This window comes from Halodesulfovibrio marinisediminis DSM 17456, assembly GCF_900129975.1.
GTDB lineage: Bacteria > Desulfobacterota > Desulfovibrionia > Desulfovibrionales > Desulfovibrionaceae > Halodesulfovibrio > Halodesulfovibrio marinisediminis.
In genome coordinates this window covers 314,020-330,570 of record NZ_FSRG01000005.1, presented here as the reverse complement: position 1 = coordinate 330,570, position 16,551 = coordinate 314,020, and the positions used below count along the sequence as shown (strand labels likewise).

Sequence of the window (16,551 nt, the reverse complement as noted above, 5' to 3'; positions counted from 1 at the left end):
AACTGCTGGCGGAACACCGCGTGCATCCAAAACCGTTAACAGCCTGAAACCTCCTTAGCGTTTAAAACAAAAAAAGCTCATCTGGCAGCAAGGATGAGCTTTTTTATTTGATAACTAAAATGAACCGAGAAACTAGTAGTTAAATGACGGCCCGAAAGGCAGGATGCAGTGCTGCCATATAAGGAGGTATTGTAGAGGTAGTGGATTTTATGGCTGCATTTCCAGCAGCTTTTGGCAAATCATTCTGCTCATCAGAAGAAGTAATCAACAGTCTTTCACCACTTGTTGATGCAGCAACGTGAATACCGTAAGACTCACGTCCCGCAGAGTACTGGAAAACCTTCTCCGCAGTTCTCATGCCTTCTTGTTCCGGAACAATAGGAGAAACAACGGCACGCGCCGGAAGAACAGTCACAGTTTGCTGCTGATCAAGCAACTTACTTTGCTGATCTTTAATCTGTTCCTGTAAAACATCCACAAAGGATTTAGAGGAAGTAAGGGAAGCGTGCATGTGTAGACCTCACAATAACAGTGTTTCTACTTCCCTTATCGTCTCGATTTACTGGTGCTTAATTAAATTTTTATTCTTTTTCCTTCACTACTCCACAAAAAAAAGCCCCTATGGGAACTCATAGAGGCTTTGTGCATTCTTGTTGAAACTAGCTTAAATTATTGATCCCATGAATAGGCCCAATGAACATCACGGATGTATTCAGCAAGTTTTTTCGCATCACCTGCGCGCACCATATCAATGATCACTTTATGCTCATTGTAGTTCGCTTCACGGAACTTTTTGCCCCAATCCCTTTCCGTAAATACAAACAGTCGTGTCCTGTTCATATTCAGCAGGTAGACAAGGTAATCATTTGGACATGCTTTCAAATACGCATTATGAAAGTTGGTATTGATAGCATTACAGTCTTCATATCGGGCACCTTGAGAAGATACCATTATCTGCTCATTATACATTTCCATCTCAACTACATGTGCTTCTGTCAGATGCGGAAACGCAGAGATCACAGCCTGATACTCCAACCCGCCACACACTTCAAAAATATCTCTCTTCTCTTCATGTGTGAGGGCATTAATGACAACCCCACGCTGAGGAAGAATTGTTACAAAGCCTTCAACCTGCATCTGTAACAAAGCCTCACGAAGTGGCGTCTTACTTGTTCCAAGCTCATCCGCAAGCTTTTTAATACTGATAAGACGACCGGGTTCCAACTTGCCATTTTTCAGATCTTCCAGAAGCTTCTCATACAAAGCAGATCGTAACAGACCGCTTGAATCAGCATAGATCATTCCCAATCATCTCCATACCAGCCCAGCCTTATAGTCACATATTTTTTAGGACGTTAAAGACAACACAGGTTGCATTTTAAAATTACGCTTGATAAGCGGATTAAAAGATATTCTAGTATTCCAGTTCTGGCAACTCATAGCCAAATTCCAACTTTATTCGTAAAATCAAATGGTAAGACAATCACCATTGTACAGAACAACTGATATACTAGTATGCCAATTTAGCAGTTATGGCATCTCACATTCTCAACTATCCCTGAATCAGATCAAATAGGAGAACCCATGCAGCGCGCACTTCCATCTTCCCGCCAGCTCACAGCTGGAGTTTTCTACACACTACTTGGTGCAGTTTGCTTTGGAACCACAGGAACCATACAGGCCTTTGCTCCTGAAGGTTGCCAGCCTATGGCAGTCGGAACAATGCGATTAGTCGTTGGTGGCCTTGTGATGCTTCTATGGGTTCACTTTCGTTCCGGATTTACTCACCATGTTCCATGGCCTAAAAAAGCGACTTTTACTGCGGCAGCAGGGATAGTGATTTTTCAGATATTGTTTTTCCAGAGCCTCGTCCGGACAGGTGTTGCTGTCGGCACCGTCATTGCCATCGGGTTCGGACCAATGGCAGGAGGAATTATTGAATATCTTCTGCGCGGTACTATTCCTTCCCGTTCGTGGTTCACTGCTACTGTTTTAGCATTATGTGGTTTAGTGCTTCTTTCAATTGATGACACTGCAACTGTTGATATGACAGGAATTATTATGGCGCTTGGTGCGGGTGCGGGATATGCCTTGTATGCCGCCAACAGTCAGACAATCCTTGCAGACCGCTCTCCACAAGAAATGATTGCAATACTCTTCACTTTTGGCGGAATAGCTATGAGTCCTATTCTCTTTGTTTATGACATCTCATGGATGTTTACCATGCGTGGTTTCATTTCTATAGTCTTGATCGGCGTTATCGGGACTGCAATGGCATATAGTTTTTTCGCAACTGGATTAGCGATACTCCCTCTCTCATCCGGCTTAACACTTGGATTGGCAGAGCCGCTAGTTGCAACCCTCTTTGGAATACTGCTACTCGGAGAGGTATGTTCATTCCAGACAGCAATGGGAATTTGTATCATCTTTAGTGGAATGATTGTTATTGCCCGAAATCCCTCGTAAAGGCTTCTTACACAACATGTGAACTTCACTTCCACATGCTTTTTTCCTTTTGCCAAACTAAGCATTTTGTCTGATGCTGTCCTACTGAAAAAGCAATATACGTTTTGCATTAGAAAGATAGAAAGAATCTGCCAACAAAAAGACAGACAAGATATGGACAGCAGAATGGACAACAGCACACTTTTAAAAAAAGCCGCAGCAGCTATTCAGGCACAAAAGCACTCGATAGTTCCTCAGCTTGCTAATCTTCTTATAGAGCGGCAGCCACAATGGTATACAGATGCAAATTTCAACGAACTCTCTGATCACCTTTCAACGTTTGTTGAACGCATTTGCAGCTGCATGAATGAAAATACCCTGACTCCACTCGAAACTTTCTTCAAGTCATCTGCCTTAGAAAAAGTTGAACGTGGTTTCCAGCTTTCAGATATTCTGGAAGGAGTCATGTTGGGGAAATTCTGTCTCTCGTTAGCCATCTTGAAAGAAATCCCTCTCGGTAAAGAACGTAAGGATATTTTGACTGCTGTTGATCTGCTGTATGTCGATCTCAACAAAATTACTGGTGAAAAGTACTCTGCACTACTGACACAGCAACTCGTTATTGAACACGAACGCACCAAACTTCTACTGGAAGCGACACGCTCTATTACCAATTTTGCTGACTCTCAGGCTGCACTGGAACATCTTGCTCGTGTTATCAGCGAAACGCTTTCTCAGGGAATTTGCATCATTTTTCTACGAGATTCAGTTACACAGGGGCTAGCCCCGCATGCAACGTATGGACATGTTTCCGAAGAATGTAAACGTTGCTTTGACGGAGTAAGGCTTTGTCCCGAAGGCAACACAATTACTACAACTGATGGCAAAAGCTTCGGCCTTTGTGCCCTTAACTCTGAAAGCTTTGCGATGGCGCAAGACATTCTAGAACTGATTAACTCTAATAGCATTGCTTTATTTCCTATCTACAGCAGTTCCAACTGCCTGCATGGCATCGCTATGGTTGGTTCAGTCATTCCCGACTATGTGATTGGCCCTAACCAAAAAGAACTTATTGAAGGCATATTGCACACCGTTTCTGCAACTGTTGAGCTTGCAGCCAGCGTCAAAGAAAAAGAACGCCAGCTCAAAGAAAGTGAGAGCCTCAGAAGAGTCGCAAATCTCCTATTGCAACATCCAGAAACCCAAATTCAAGATGTGCATACCGTCATCTGCGACGAAGCTCGAAGTATTGTACAAGGTACCGGCAGTTCTATCCTGCTTAAAGAAGGGGATAACCTACACCATTCCTGTGGCACAGGATCGCCTCAACCACCGATTTCAACCTTCCCGCTAGCTACAACTAAGTACGGACAAATCCTTCAAGAAGGAAAAGCTGTCATCATCAGAGATGCACAACAAGAAATCCCCGAAGGCCAACGTAGCGATCTAGCTAAAACTTTACTGGTTGTTCCGCTTATTGAATGCGGTAATGCCATCGGGCTTCTCCTCATTTCCAACAAGGAAAGCGGATTTGACCTCATTGACAAAAACATTATGGAGCTATTCGCGGCTCAAGCATCCATGGCACTACGTAATGCCACGTTGGCAAAGCAGAGTGATAAACTGGCAGTCGCAGAAGAACGCCAGCGGTTAGGACGCGAGCTGCATGACTCTGTAACGCAGGCTCTGTATGCTGTAACACTTTGTGCAGATGCAGCCAGTCGTTCCCTGTCTCTTGGTAAAAAAGAAACAGCCACAGAACAGCTACAAGCTCTACGAGGAATGGCACAGCAAGCAATGCGCGACATGCGCTCGCTCATATTTGACCTGCATCCACCGGAACTCGAAAACGAAGGACTAGTAGGTGCCATTCAGGCACGGATGAACTCTGTGGAAATTCGCTCCGGACTCAATGCAAAAATGTTTGTAAAGGGCGAAGAAAGACGCCTTGCCCATTCCACAGAAGAGGAAATGTTCCGCATTGCCATTGAAGCTCTGAGTAATGCTACCAAGCATTCTCATGCACAGAATGTTTCAGTTACCTTCGACTACAAGCCGGAATCTGTTTCAATGACCATTACTGATGACGGCAAAGGCTTCGTCATCAACCGGCTTCCGGCAGGGGGCATGGGACTGCGCAATATTCGGGAACGAGCAAAAAGACTGCAAGCAACACTAGAAATTAACAGTAACAACGATGACGGAACCACTATCGACGTATCCGTTCCATTAACCCGTTAGGAGCATTGAACATGGCTGCACCAATTCGAGTTCTTATTGTCGACGACCACGATATAGTACGCATAGGACTGAAAGGGTTTCTTTCTGGCTATGATGATATTGAAATTGCAGGAGAAGCTGCTAACGGACAAGAAGCTGTTGAGCGCACAGCAGAACTTACCCCGGATGTCATCCTTATGGATATGGTCATGCCGGTAATGGATGGTATTCAGGCCATTCAAGAAATCCGTGACCGCAAGCTAACCGGCAAAATCATTGTGCTCACAAGTTTTGCAACAGACGACAAAGTCTTTCCTGCTATCAAATCCGGCGCAATGGGGTATCTGCTAAAAGACTCCGCGCCTGAGGAGTTGCTTCATGCCATCCGTAAAGTGCACAACGGCGAGCCTTCTCTTGCACCGGACATTGCACGCAAGTTGCTTGCTGAACTTGCTTTACCGGATGAAGCAAAAGAACCGACTCCTGAACCACTGACTCCGCGGGAAGTGGATATTTTACGACTTGTTGCTCAGGGACTGAGTAATAAAACCATTGCTGAAAAAGTGTTTGTCAGCGAGGCAACCGTACGCACGCATATGACCAACATTCTTTCAAAACTGCATTTGGCTAACCGCGTGCAAGCAACACTTTATGCCTTACGGGAAGGACTAGCCTCACTTTCCTAGACAAAAACGTCTAGTGAATTCACCTTAGGTTCTACAACTTTTCCAGTACAGTGTGTTCCAATTTTTGTTTCGAACTCAATAACCACCATTTCAACCTTCCCTCTGATGGTGAAATGGTGGTTATCACATACTGTGACGAAAAATCGAAGCATATTTGTCCTGCTTCAGTGAATTATGCGCAGGAGAACAAAGTTGGATAAAATTAATATCGGGACACAGGGATTCACCATTCCAATGCCTTTGGCCATGCTAGGAACACATTACAATGGCAAACCCAACTATATGACTCTTGGGTGGGTTACCCGAGTAAACTACAAACCAGCATTACTGGGTATCGGGGTCAACAAAGGGCACGCATCACACACTGCCATTCTAGAAAACGGAGAATTTAGCGTAAACTTCCCTACCACCGAAATGGTTAAAGTGGCAGACTATGTCGGCCTTGTTTCAGCCAAACGGACTGATAAATCTGAACTGTTTGATCGTTTTTACGGTACACTTAAGACTGCACCGCTTATCAAAGAATGCCCACTTTCTCTTGAATGCAGGCTTTACGATACAGTGGAGATGCCAACCAACACGTTCTTCATTGGCGAAATTGTCGGCACATGGTGCGAGGAGCGTTTTATGACAGACGGCGTTCCTGATATTTCAAAGATGAACCCATTCGTTCTAACCATGCCAGACAAACGCTACTGGAAAATCGGGCGCTGCGTTGGACACGCCTGGAATGACGGTAAGGCGCTTAAACAATAATCCGCTACACACATATATATTCCTCATGAAAAAGCTCCTGCAACGCATTGCAGGAGCTTTTTTTTGATGATGTACAACTTTGCCAGTTTTTATGTCTTACTGACAGATTTCACCTATTCTGGCAGCCATTCGCCAAGTCTCAATTTTTGACTCACCTTCCACAAGCTCACTAAGGATTGCCTGTGCATTTACCAACTCTTCACTGGCAAGATGATCTCTAAATGCTTTCTCAGAAAGAAAGTGTTCATAAAAAAGGAATGAGGCAGGATCAGAGGCGTCCTGATGAACGCTATACAGCAGAAGCCCTTCGTGATGATCGCAATCCTGAACCAGCTGCTCAAGAGCGCTTCGTAACTCAGCTTCCTTCCCCTGTTTAGCTCTCAAATGAGATGTCACAACAAGAATATCTTTAAATTCCATGACATTACCCTTGAATGGAGCCTGAATAACTTCAAGTAATCATGTGCCCTGTCACTACGCTCTCGTCTGCATTGCTGTGTGACTAAAAGTTCAGGCTTTTCAGGCTCCGGTTGAATTACATCGTATGACTGTAACCAAACCGACAGACTGCTTCCATCGTAGAAATGTGGAAATAACAACGTACAGCATGGAACTTTTTACTAAGAGGAGCATACGATTTTTATCGTATGCCCAATCCCGCCCAAGTAAACAAAAAAAGGCCACGTAATTAATACGTGGCCTTTGAATAAGCTATTGTACGATTCTCAATTGTTCAAAACACCGCGACCAAAACCGGTTACGGCTTTCTTTGAAGGCAGAGAACTATGCAGAAGCTGTAGTACAAGATTTAACGGTCTTCTCAGGAGAAGCAGCAATATCTGCAGCAGCAGTAAACAGAACGTCTGTGGAGCTGTTCAGTGCAGTTTCTGCGGAGTCCTGAATTACACCGATGATGAAGCCCGCTGCAACAACCTGCATGGACACATCGTTAGATACACCAAAGAGGCTGCAAGCAAGTGGAATGAGAAGCAGGGAACCGCCAGCTACGCCGGAAGCACCACAAGCAGAAACAGAAGCAATAAGGCTGAGCAGAAGTGCTGTAGCGATATCAACCTGAATACCAAGAGTATGTACTGCTGCCAAAGTCATTACAGTAATGGTGATAGCAGCACCACCCATGTTTACGGTAGCACCGAGAGGAATGGATACAGAGTAAGTGTCTTCATGAAGATCAAGACGCTTACAGAGTTCCATGTTCACAGGAATGTTTGCAGCGGAGCTACGGGTGAAGAACGCGGTAATACCACTGCTCTTCAGACAGGTGAACACAAGCGGGTATGGGTTCTGTTTAGTGGTAAACCATACGATCATAGGGTTCACAACCAGAGCAATAATACCCATGGCAACGAGCAATACCATGATGAGGTGACTGTAACCAGCAAGCGCAGTAAAACCGGTATTGGCAACGGTGTTAGCAACAAGACCAAAAATACCGAGAGGTGCAAAGCGGATCACGAGCTTAACAATACCGGAAACACCCTCAGACACGTCGCTAAGTACTTTTTTAGTGGTTTCGCCAGCATGCTGGAAGAAGAAACCGAGAGCGATTGCCCAAGCAAGGATGCCGATAAAGTTACCGGAAGCAAGAGCATTGATTGGGTTATCAACAATTTTAAAGAGCAGAGTGTTGAGAACTTCACCAATACCGCTTGGAGGAGTTGCACTTGTGTCAGTAGCAACAAGGGTAAGGGTAGTAGGCGCTACAAAGCTCATTACAACAGCTACTAAAGCAGCCATGAATGTGCCTACGAGGTAGAGTGTAATAATAGAACGCATGTTTGTGTTTGCGCCTTTCTTCTGGTTAGCAATAGAAGAAGCAACAATAACAAAAACGAGAATTGGAGCTACTGCCTTAAGTGCTTTAACGAAGAGCTGACCCAGAACATTTACTGACTTTGCAGCGTCCGGAGCAACCATTGCTACGATAACGCCGGCACAAATGCCCAACACGATCTGCAGTACTAAGCTGCCTGACCCAATTTTTTTTATGATATCCATCATTTGACTCAATCCTTCCAAAAAAATTTAAAACGCTATACACCTAAAGGTAGGCTCTTAGAAGACGCATCACAAATCTGTCAATACCTTATTTTGTGTCCATCTTATCCAGATTTATAGATATACTAATAAAAAAAAGCTGTTGCTATTTCCAACAACAGCTTTTTTTTATTCAACATACACTGCAAACCATTCATATGGTAATAAAAAAAGCAAATTTTTCTTTTTGCCATTCAATAGTCGTAACTTTTTTGCCGAAAAAGACAAAAATCGCAAATCCTGTTTTTGTAATTTTTTTGACCCAAAAATTTCAAACAACATGCGTATGACAATTTCCGTTAAAAGACACGATCTTGACCTGTTACAACTTCCTATTTGGGTGCAGTAAAGTTCATTAAAATTTCAGTAACAAACTTATCGGTGTTCTGACTGCTCCAGTAATCCACCACATACCGCTCATAAACTTCGGGTCCTAACGTATAGTTATTCTCGCTAGCCCAGCGGGCAATTCGCTCGTAGGTATCATTAATATTATCGTGCGAACCTATGTGATAGGCCGAAACCATCAACTTACCGCCAAATCGAGTTTCCACATCTTTGCTAAACGGCTTCAGCGCCTTTTGCAGCACTGTTGCATGCGTACAGTTACCGTTCATTTTTTCTTTATAATCAGGGAAACGTATAATGACTGGCCCTGTAATCTCGTTCTCAATGGATTCAATAAAGTTGGTGAACTCTAGATTAATGATAGAGTCCCTGTAATCATATGCGAAATCCTGATCAAGAAAACAGTAAACTCCGTCTTCTACAAACTTCACAGATATATCCTGCACCTTGTAATGCAGCACAGATTCCGCTTCCACCACAAGCTCGTACCAGTCTTTTACTGAAGTGTAGTTTCGATGCACTTCTTCCTCAACCTGCCGCAATTCATCAAGTTTAGACTGAAAAGAGGCTCGCATAATGCGGTAATCACCGCTTTCTATTACCTCTTTCATTTCAGAGAGCTTAAAGCCCATCTGCTTGTAATATTTAATAACCGGCACGGCTAACAGTGACGATCGAGAATAATATCTATAATTATTTCCACAGGATCTATCAGGTTTAATTATGCCTACCTTATCGTAATGACGAAGCGCCTTTTTCGATAATCCGCAAATCTTACTGACTTCTCCTATTGAAAAACTGCTCTTGGATTTCACAATCACCCTCCCGCTAGACACAGCGCAACTAAAACAGCAATTCATGGCTAAACAGTGCCCACAATTTGTGCCACTTCACAAAAACTTGAGCCATGAATATAGCAGACTAAGCGCATGTAAAAATAGAATATAACACGTGCCAACGTAACGAGGGAGCACAAATCACATGCGGTCTACATAAACAGTATTACTTCAAACAACGCGACTGAATACTCTTATGATAGGTCTGCAACAAACTGTCAAATCAGTGTTTTTTCTTACATAATAATTTATTATAGAAGCTACACCAGTAACAAAAGCTCTTCAAAAATTCATGCAAAGTAATCTTATATACACTTTTGCATCACATAATAAATCATCCTTTACCCTAAGTACTTTTAAAAAAAAATCCCCCTGAGAAGGTTTTTACACCTGCATCAGGGGGGAGTGAATACACTAATTACTTCGGGATGTTATTGGTAATTAATCAATAAACTAGTCCTTAATGTAGTAATTAATTGTTGCTGCGCCTTCTTCTGGAGCACAATAGTATACCTTAAGCTCGTTGCTTGAACTCATTTCAAAACGAGTTTCAGCTAACAGGCCATTTGCTTCTGCTGTCATAATAGCAGAAGTCATAGAATCACGAGTGAATGCTTTAAAATTGCTGTACTCGCCTTTAAGTGCTTCCATAACATCATCAACACAAGCATCTTCAACGGTGGTAAAGTACTTTAACATAGCATAGTTAAGCGGCTTCATATTACACCTCTTCTTTTTTCTGTCTGAACAGATCAAGCGGGTTCATTGCTACAGTAAAGATACCTACGATCATCAGAACAGCTGCAGCCCATGCGATAGGCTGCATTGACCAGCCGTCAATACCGAAAATTACACCGAGGATGATCCAGCAACCAAATGGTCCCCAGAAGGAGAAGGTGCCGTTACAAGACATACCGAGTGCAGCACCACACATGCCGTTACCACGGTACCAGAACATAAAGGTCATGTACGCGCACAGGCCACCGAGGACAAACCAAGGTAACGCTTCAGAGCTAGTGAATGCTTCAACAACAAGACCAAGGGAATCCATGCTGCCGGACATAACAGCCATTACTGGAATAAAGATAAACAGGGTGGATAATGCAGAAGTAGTCTGACGGATGGTAATTGCGATCTCGGAGTCAATCATGGATGTACCGTAACCACACACACAACCTTCAAAGCCCCAGCCCAGCGCAGCAATAAATGCAATACAAATGCCGAGGAACTGACCTTCAGGTGCTTCACCACCAAGGCTTGTGCTCGCAATCATAAAGCTTGCAAGGAAACAGATTGCGATGCCGAGCATCATGCGGGCATTGAGTTCCTGCTTAAACAAAATTCGACCAAGAATTGCACCGATAGCAGGGCAAAGCGCACTGATCGGAACAACTATAGAACCAGCAAGCTGGAGACCAACAACGTAAGCAGTCGTTGCAATAGGGCCACCGATCAATGCTGCGAGAACCATCACAAGACCCGGCTTGGTTGTAAGACATCTGAAAAAGTCACCAATACGGCCACGAACTGTTGCAAGAGAAAGCGCCCAGATAGCACTAAAGCTGTCGTTAACAGCGGAGCCTACAGCGCCAAGGAAATATGTAATAACAAATGCGGACAAACCAGCGGTGTTTGCACCGTACCAGTCAGCCCAGACACCTTTAGCCATGCCCAGAGTAAGGAAGGCTGTGTACAGGCCGTAGAATACAGCTGATAACAACGCAATTATGATGCCCCTGGTACGAAAGCTAGCATCAAGCTTTCGTTTTGCGAGAATAGCTTCTCTGCTCGGTAAAACTACTTCACTCATAGATAAGAACCTTTTCTATTGAAGTTTCTTAATATCGGTTGTCCAACGTAGACAACACGCCCCTCTTTTCCTCTCCACACAACTGAGTACATAATCACATTGCATCAGCCAGTCGGAACCATATTTGAAAGGTGAAGCTTGTAAACCTTACAGACGCCTTATTCTCAGGTATACACTCGTTCAACTGCAAGTCAGCAGTAAAGTCCTCTACTGAGGTATGCACACTATTACAACTGATATTCAACGCAGGATGAACTATGGCGCCACCCGCCGGAATGGTCACGAAATGTGGAACTAGCAAAACATGCAAAGAAAACAGCATCATCTGCACGTTTTGCAAAATTTATTCATTAGGCTTTCTTTCCTTCAGGAAGAATGAATTCAACATCACAATGCGGACGCAGAATTACGTGTACAGAAACAACTTCCCCACACACAATGTGCTGATCCTCTAACATCTCATCATTTTTCTAATAAGGCGTAGTAACGCTTGAAAACTTCCACCAATGTGCGCTTTTTCACTTTTGAAAGTTTTTTCGATTCAATAGGGAGATCAGGATATTCACGAGCAAGGACACGCAATTTTGCTAATGTCAGCTTGATCAATCCATCTGATATCCCTTCTGCACCCTGCTCAGCCCACAGTGCGTCCATGTTCTTTTTATGCATGATTACAACTTTTGACTTAGCTGATGCTTTCTTTGACTTAGAAGCCGGAAAAGTCTGCCCTGCGGAAGAAAGGGCAGTTTTTACTGGTTCTGAGCCACCATAAGGATGCTTGCCAGCATCCTCTGCTTTTTTCTCAGCTACAGCAGGAGTTGTCACAACCTTTGAAGTTGATGGGAGTTCTGGTGTTGCTTTATCAGAATCCTTCTCCAGTTCCGTAGAGTCTGCGTTCAATGACTCTACCTGTGACAACTTTTCTTCTGATTGCTTAGCGCGTTGTGTTTCACCCTTGGTTGAAGTCAGGCTACCAACTTCTGAACCGATTGAATCACCATCTACTGAAGCAATCGTTTTCTGTTCACCGTCTATAGAACCCTCCACAACAGATTCAGCTTCAACTGCCTCAACCACTGGCGTAGCAGGCTTCAGCTTCACGGCTTCAGGTTCTGCAATGGTCTTTTCTGTTGTCTTTTGCTCTACAGAGTCCGGTTCAATGTCATGTTTCTGTTCTTTGCTGGTGCCAATTAGCGCCGAGCTGAACATTCCGTCGAAAACATCTTCGTCCGGGCGCGGAATCACGTGACTGGAATACAATGCATTTGGGTCCAGCTGTTGCACCGCCGCTTTTGCTGCATCTACAGCAGCTTTAACCGCAGCCACATCACCGGTGATGCTTACTGAAACAAGACCGGCACCGATGCACGTTCTGCCAAGAAGACGGACATCCGCGGCTTTTAACATTACATCTGCACACTCAATGGCAGGAAGAAGTCCTTTTGTTTCAATCAAACCAAGTGACTTCATCTGTTATCCCTTTGACTGTGGAAATCTGGAATAGAACAGACGTGCTTTACCTGCTGCATCCCAAACCACTTTTGAACCCGCCGGAATATAGAACACGTCACCGGTTTCCACAGCCACTGTCTGGCCGTTAATGGTGAGGTTCAGAGTTCCTTCGAGTAAGTGACAGTTTGCTTCACAGGCAAAATCCTGTTCGAAACGGGAATGGTCGATTTCAAAGAATCCGGAATGGATTCGACCATCGCCTTCGCCGATTACCTCCCGGGAACACGCCTTTGCACCGGAAGCACCGGTATCGAACGGTTCCATTTCAACAGATTTTCCGCGAACAATTTTTCCTCCGCCAACAGCTTCGGAACACAATCCTTTGCGGGTTAATTCCTTCAGGAAAGTATCCAGCATGCCTCGTTCATACATTGCTTTTAATGCTGAATAGATCAGATCACTGCTGATCGCTCCTTCGCATGACACAGGAGCAGAAACGGATTCACATGCACTTTGCCGAGGTGCACCTTCAAAAATTTCTATTTCAGCCAGTTTTGCAGCATCTTTCGCAGAGGGGGTTAAAATAGTATTCGAATCGACATACAGTGTCTTTTTGCCTTGTTCGATGAGGGTCTCAACATCCTTTGCACAGACAACTTTCTTCATTTCTTTACACCTCCTTCTCAGTTTCTGCGTCCATAAACGGTATCCTGCCTGTCACAGTTGCAACCTACAGCAGTGCAAAAATAAACTTGAGTCCTTTCACGGAGTCAGCCTTTCGAGTTGCCCAGACGCAGGCTATCAGTTTGGCGACTAGCAAGCGTGATATCCCTCTTTGAGCTTAAACTTGATCTCTGCCATTGCAGACTCAACAGAAGCAGTGTCACCCATAATAGCGAGCAGGATCATGTTCTGCGGACAGTTGCCCTTAATATCTTCCACCACAACGCCAACACTTTTTTCCGCGATATCCGCAGCAACAACCATATCGATCATTTTGCCCTGAATAAGCCCCACGGCATCAACAGGTTCAGCAATGTCTGATTTGCCGGAACCTCTGCGGCGTAACAGGATGTTCAATGCTCCAGGAGACGGTGATTTAATTATGCGAAATTCCATAATGATACCCTTCTGAGCTATGCTTGTGTCTTACAGCTAAGACCAAAGCCTAGCTGTAAGACAACCATTGAATTTTTGGGGTCATGCGTGTGGGATGCCAGCCGTGTTTCGATAACAGGGCGTAACACGGGAAGAAGTTTGTCACAGTAAACAAAATTTACTCTACTCTCTGACATTCTCTCCCTCCTAGTGCAGTGCAAATCATTTGGGACAGAACATTACGAATCTGGCTCACACGAACACAGAAACTGTTCTCATCTGAACAGGTTCCGTACAGTTCCAAAACTGTCGCTTCAAGCATGTGCATGGCAGAACGAAGCTTGTTCAGAAGCAGAACCTCTTTACCGTTAGGCGGCAGCATATGTTCCGAGGTAATCTCAAAACAGTCCGCCAACGGAGTGGAAAAGTTTTCTTTTGTGATGCCGCGGCATTCCTCGAAGTCTAGATCCTGCAATGGGGCATCTTCATCAAGAATAGCGTGCATTGCTGACACTTCTCGTTCAAGGACAGCAACGCTTTGAGAAAGAGTGATATCTCGTGCCTGCAATTCACACGCGATAAGAAGAAACGTATTGGCAATTGATTTAAGCTCGGCGCTAAGTCGTTTCTTTTTCCAGTCGAACTCTGCCTCAGCAGCAGGTTCAACTTTCTTTTCCAAGACTGGAGCCTGAAAGTGCGTTGAAGGAGAAGGCTCAGCACGCTCGGAAGGAACACCGTCCAAAAGAATGGTAATTCTTCTGTCGGTCAGGAACTGACGCGCACCAGGAGTAAGCTTCACGTCCTTCGTTACATTGAAGTCAGTAAAAGCTTCTTTTCTGTACAAGGTGCGGAGATCGTCTTCGGTAATAAATTTCATCTACTGTTCCTTTCACATCCGAGCATCAAAACAGATGCTGTAATAACTCCGGAATGCCGCTTCCATCTGCCACACTGACATTGAAGTACGGTTCCGGTACGCCATACTGCTGCAATTGCTTCAGGCAAAAATTCTTGTTCTGCGACTTCACATCACAGTGCGTCACCACTCCGGTAACGGAGCAACCAAACACTTTTGCCAGCCCCGGCGCACCTGCCACTGAACGTTGTGACTGGCTCACCACAAACACCACATGGGAAGCATGGTTCTGTGCCAGTGCAATAAGGTGGTTGTACATCCACGGATTTTCAAAATATCCGCCGGGCACATCTATCGTATGCTTGCCGTAGCGGACATCTTGTCTACCGCGGGCAGAGACGATGCCTGTAGACGTCCCGTCTTGGCTAACAGGTTCACCGTACTGATCCAGCACGTTAGCAAGCGAAGTCTTTCCACAACCTGTTGCCCCGATGAGCATGATTCTTCGTTGTACCATCCGAGACTCTAGGAGCGGGTTACGGCTCCGGCTGTAAAGCCCATGTTGCGGGACAACACATCCACAACCGCCTGTAATGCTGTTTCCACGCTCTCAACGCTACCGGTAAGAACTACAGAACCGGTGAAGCGGTCTAAAAATCCGATTTCCACATCTGCTGTTTTGGTGGCAATATCGGCGGCAATGATAGCAGTCTCAAAAGGAGACAAGGTCAAAATACCAAGTGCGCCTTTTTCTTCCACACCCAGACGCTCATAAATGTCCTTCATAGGAGCTGCGATAACGTGGGCGATTGTGACCTGTTTACCCGGAACGGTTTCCTGAATGATTCGTTCCAACTCACGGGACTGATTACTTTGCATTACAAGCTACCTTTAATGTTGCCGACAAAACTACTCTCTAACGGATCCCCTCTCCAAACAAATCCACGGTCAAGGGGGCATCCCCCTTGCGGGTGCAGGGTAGAGCCCTTGCCCCTTGGAGAGCCGCCGGAGGCAATAATGCCTAGTGTCGAATTACTGAAACTACGAAGTCGTGTGCTTTGAACTGATTTTCAATTCGTTCCAGGTCAGCATCACTAAGAGCAAAATCACCCTTCATCGGGTACTCCCAGCCCAGCTGCTTGTATTTGTTCACACCCATCTTGTGGTACGGAAGTAAGTCGACACCTTTGAAATTTTTACGGTCGCGGAATGGTTTCAAAAAGGCGATAAGCCCTTCAATATCCTCAGGTGCATCGTTCACATCTTTCATCAACGGCAGACGGATTTTTACATTGTGACGCTTTTCAATAAGCGCGGTCACGTTCTGCAAAATGGTTTCGTTACGCACGCCGGTCAACTCATAGTGCTTTTCTGAGTTGATGTGCTTAATGTCGTAAAGGAATAAATCCACGAACTCAGCAGCCTTAAGCACAGCTTCCTGCTTTGCGTATCCGCAGGTTTCAATTGCTGTGTTGATACCCCGCTGCTTACAGGTCATCAGTACGTTTGTGGCGAATTCTGGTTGCATCAGCACTTCTCCACCGCCCAAAGTCACACCACCTCCGGACATCTCGTAGAAGGCTCTATCCTCTTCGACAATGTCCATCACCTCAGAAGTGGTTTTCTTCTCACCGACGACGGAAAGTGCTGATGCAGCACAGACTTCTTCGCATTTACCACAACCTATGCAGTCAATGCTGTCTGACATCTGATGTAAAGTGCCGCCTGCTCCCATGGAATGAAGTCCCACAGGACACACAGAGGCGCACTTACCGCAATTGACGCAGACATCCTGTTTATACAGGATCTGAAACTTGCGTTTTTGGCCTTCGGGGTTTGAGCACCACTTGCAACGCAACGGACATCCCTTGAAAAACACGAGGGTTCTTACTCCAGGACCATCGTACATATTGTACTTCTGTACGTTGAAGATAAGTCCCTTTCTTTCAATCATGTCTGAATTAGTAGTCATGTGTACTCAAACCC

At 44.9% G+C, this 16,551-nt stretch carries 19 protein-coding genes; 4 read left to right on the top strand and 15 right to left on the bottom strand.

Annotated features, from left to right (window positions below; genetic code table 11):
* Positions 1–139 precede the first annotated feature (139 nt).
* Positions 140–511: a hypothetical protein gene (locus tag BUR09_RS09450; RefSeq protein WP_074216696.1), complete on the bottom strand. Its 372-nt coding sequence runs from the start codon at positions 509–511 to the stop codon at positions 140–142.
* Between the two features lie 158 nt (positions 512–669).
* The gene (locus BUR09_RS09445) at positions 670–1,302 is read right to left on the bottom strand and encodes a GntR family transcriptional regulator (protein ID WP_074216695.1); all 633 of its coding nucleotides are present in this window, start codon (positions 1,300–1,302) and stop codon (positions 670–672) included.
* A gap of 282 nt (positions 1,303–1,584) precedes the next feature.
* On the opposite strand from BUR09_RS09445, the gene BUR09_RS09440 reads away from it, so the two are divergent.
* The 3 genes from BUR09_RS09440 (at position 1,585) to BUR09_RS09430 (ending at position 5,351) form a co-directional block, all read left to right on the top strand.
* A complete protein-coding gene (locus BUR09_RS09440; RefSeq protein ID WP_074216694.1) occupies positions 1,585–2,466 on the top strand; it encodes a DMT family transporter in 882 nt (293 codons plus the stop codon).
* A 165-nt stretch (positions 2,467–2,631) separates the two neighbouring features.
* Positions 2,632–4,686, top strand: coding sequence for a sensor histidine kinase (locus BUR09_RS09435; RefSeq protein ID WP_074216693.1), 2,055 nt, complete (start codon positions 2,632–2,634; stop codon positions 4,684–4,686).
* Between the two features lie 11 nt (positions 4,687–4,697).
* Positions 4,698–5,351, top strand: a complete 654-nt coding sequence (locus BUR09_RS09430) for a response regulator (RefSeq protein WP_074216692.1) — start codon at positions 4,698–4,700, stop codon at positions 5,349–5,351.
* Here BUR09_RS09430 and BUR09_RS16855 read toward each other — a convergent pair.
* On the bottom strand, positions 5,348–5,503 hold the full coding sequence (locus tag BUR09_RS16855) for a hypothetical protein (RefSeq protein ID WP_175566013.1): 156 nt from the start codon (positions 5,501–5,503) through the stop codon (positions 5,348–5,350). The genes BUR09_RS09430 and BUR09_RS16855 overlap by 4 nt on opposite strands.
* Before the next feature lie 40 nt (positions 5,504–5,543).
* Here BUR09_RS16855 and BUR09_RS09425 point away from each other — a divergent pair, with 40 nt between their 5' ends.
* A complete protein-coding gene (locus tag BUR09_RS09425; protein ID WP_074216691.1) occupies positions 5,544–6,107 on the top strand; it encodes a flavin reductase family protein in 564 nt (187 codons plus the stop codon).
* Positions 6,108–6,203: 96 nt separating this feature from the next.
* Here BUR09_RS09425 and BUR09_RS09420 read toward each other — a convergent pair whose 3' ends face one another.
* From BUR09_RS09420 to cutD, 12 genes are all read right to left on the bottom strand, one after another.
* Positions 6,204–6,527: a putative quinol monooxygenase gene (locus BUR09_RS09420; RefSeq protein WP_074216690.1), complete on the bottom strand. Its 324-nt coding sequence runs from the start codon at positions 6,525–6,527 to the stop codon at positions 6,204–6,206.
* A 363-nt stretch (positions 6,528–6,890) separates the two neighbouring features.
* On the bottom strand, positions 6,891–8,129 hold the full coding sequence (sstT, locus tag BUR09_RS09415; protein WP_074216689.1) for a serine/threonine transporter SstT: 1,239 nt from the start codon (positions 8,127–8,129) through the stop codon (positions 6,891–6,893).
* 368 nt (positions 8,130–8,497) lie between these two features.
* Entirely contained in the window at positions 8,498–9,328 is an 831-nt protein-coding gene (locus tag BUR09_RS09410) for a MerR family transcriptional regulator (protein WP_074216688.1), read from the bottom strand.
* A gap of 474 nt (positions 9,329–9,802) precedes the next feature.
* Positions 9,803–10,069, bottom strand: coding sequence for a hypothetical protein (locus BUR09_RS09405; RefSeq protein WP_074216687.1), 267 nt, complete (start codon positions 10,067–10,069; stop codon positions 9,803–9,805).
* A 1-nt stretch (position 10,070) separates the two neighbouring features.
* A complete protein-coding gene (locus BUR09_RS09400) occupies positions 10,071–11,159 on the bottom strand; it encodes a hypothetical protein (protein WP_074216686.1) in 1,089 nt (362 codons plus the stop codon).
* Positions 11,160–11,621: 462 nt separating this feature from the next.
* Positions 11,622–12,629, bottom strand: a complete 1,008-nt coding sequence (locus BUR09_RS17155) for a BMC domain-containing protein (protein ID WP_074216684.1) — start codon at positions 12,627–12,629, stop codon at positions 11,622–11,624.
* Positions 12,630–12,632: 3 nt separating this feature from the next.
* Positions 12,633–13,277, bottom strand: coding sequence for a cupin domain-containing protein (locus tag BUR09_RS09385; protein ID WP_074216683.1), 645 nt, complete (start codon positions 13,275–13,277; stop codon positions 12,633–12,635).
* A gap of 147 nt (positions 13,278–13,424) precedes the next feature.
* Positions 13,425–13,730, bottom strand: a complete 306-nt coding sequence (locus BUR09_RS09380) for a BMC domain-containing protein (RefSeq protein WP_074216682.1) — start codon at positions 13,728–13,730, stop codon at positions 13,425–13,427.
* A 157-nt stretch (positions 13,731–13,887) separates the two neighbouring features.
* A complete protein-coding gene (locus BUR09_RS09375) occupies positions 13,888–14,586 on the bottom strand; it encodes a hypothetical protein (RefSeq protein WP_074216681.1) in 699 nt (232 codons plus the stop codon).
* Positions 14,587–14,611: 25 nt separating this feature from the next.
* Positions 14,612–15,082 carry a EutP/PduV family microcompartment system protein gene (locus BUR09_RS09370; protein WP_074216680.1) on the bottom strand — a complete coding sequence of 157 codons (471 nt, stop codon included), beginning with the start codon at positions 15,080–15,082 and terminating at the stop codon, positions 14,612–14,614.
* Between the two features lie 8 nt (positions 15,083–15,090).
* Positions 15,091–15,444 carry an ethanolamine utilization microcompartment protein EutS gene (gene eutS, locus BUR09_RS09365; RefSeq protein ID WP_074216679.1) on the bottom strand — a complete coding sequence of 118 codons (354 nt, stop codon included), beginning with the start codon at positions 15,442–15,444 and terminating at the stop codon, positions 15,091–15,093.
* Between the two features lie 142 nt (positions 15,445–15,586).
* Positions 15,587–16,537, bottom strand: coding sequence for a choline TMA-lyase-activating enzyme (gene cutD, locus BUR09_RS09360; RefSeq protein ID WP_074216678.1), 951 nt, complete (start codon positions 16,535–16,537; stop codon positions 15,587–15,589).
* Positions 16,538–16,551: the final 14 nt, after the last annotated feature.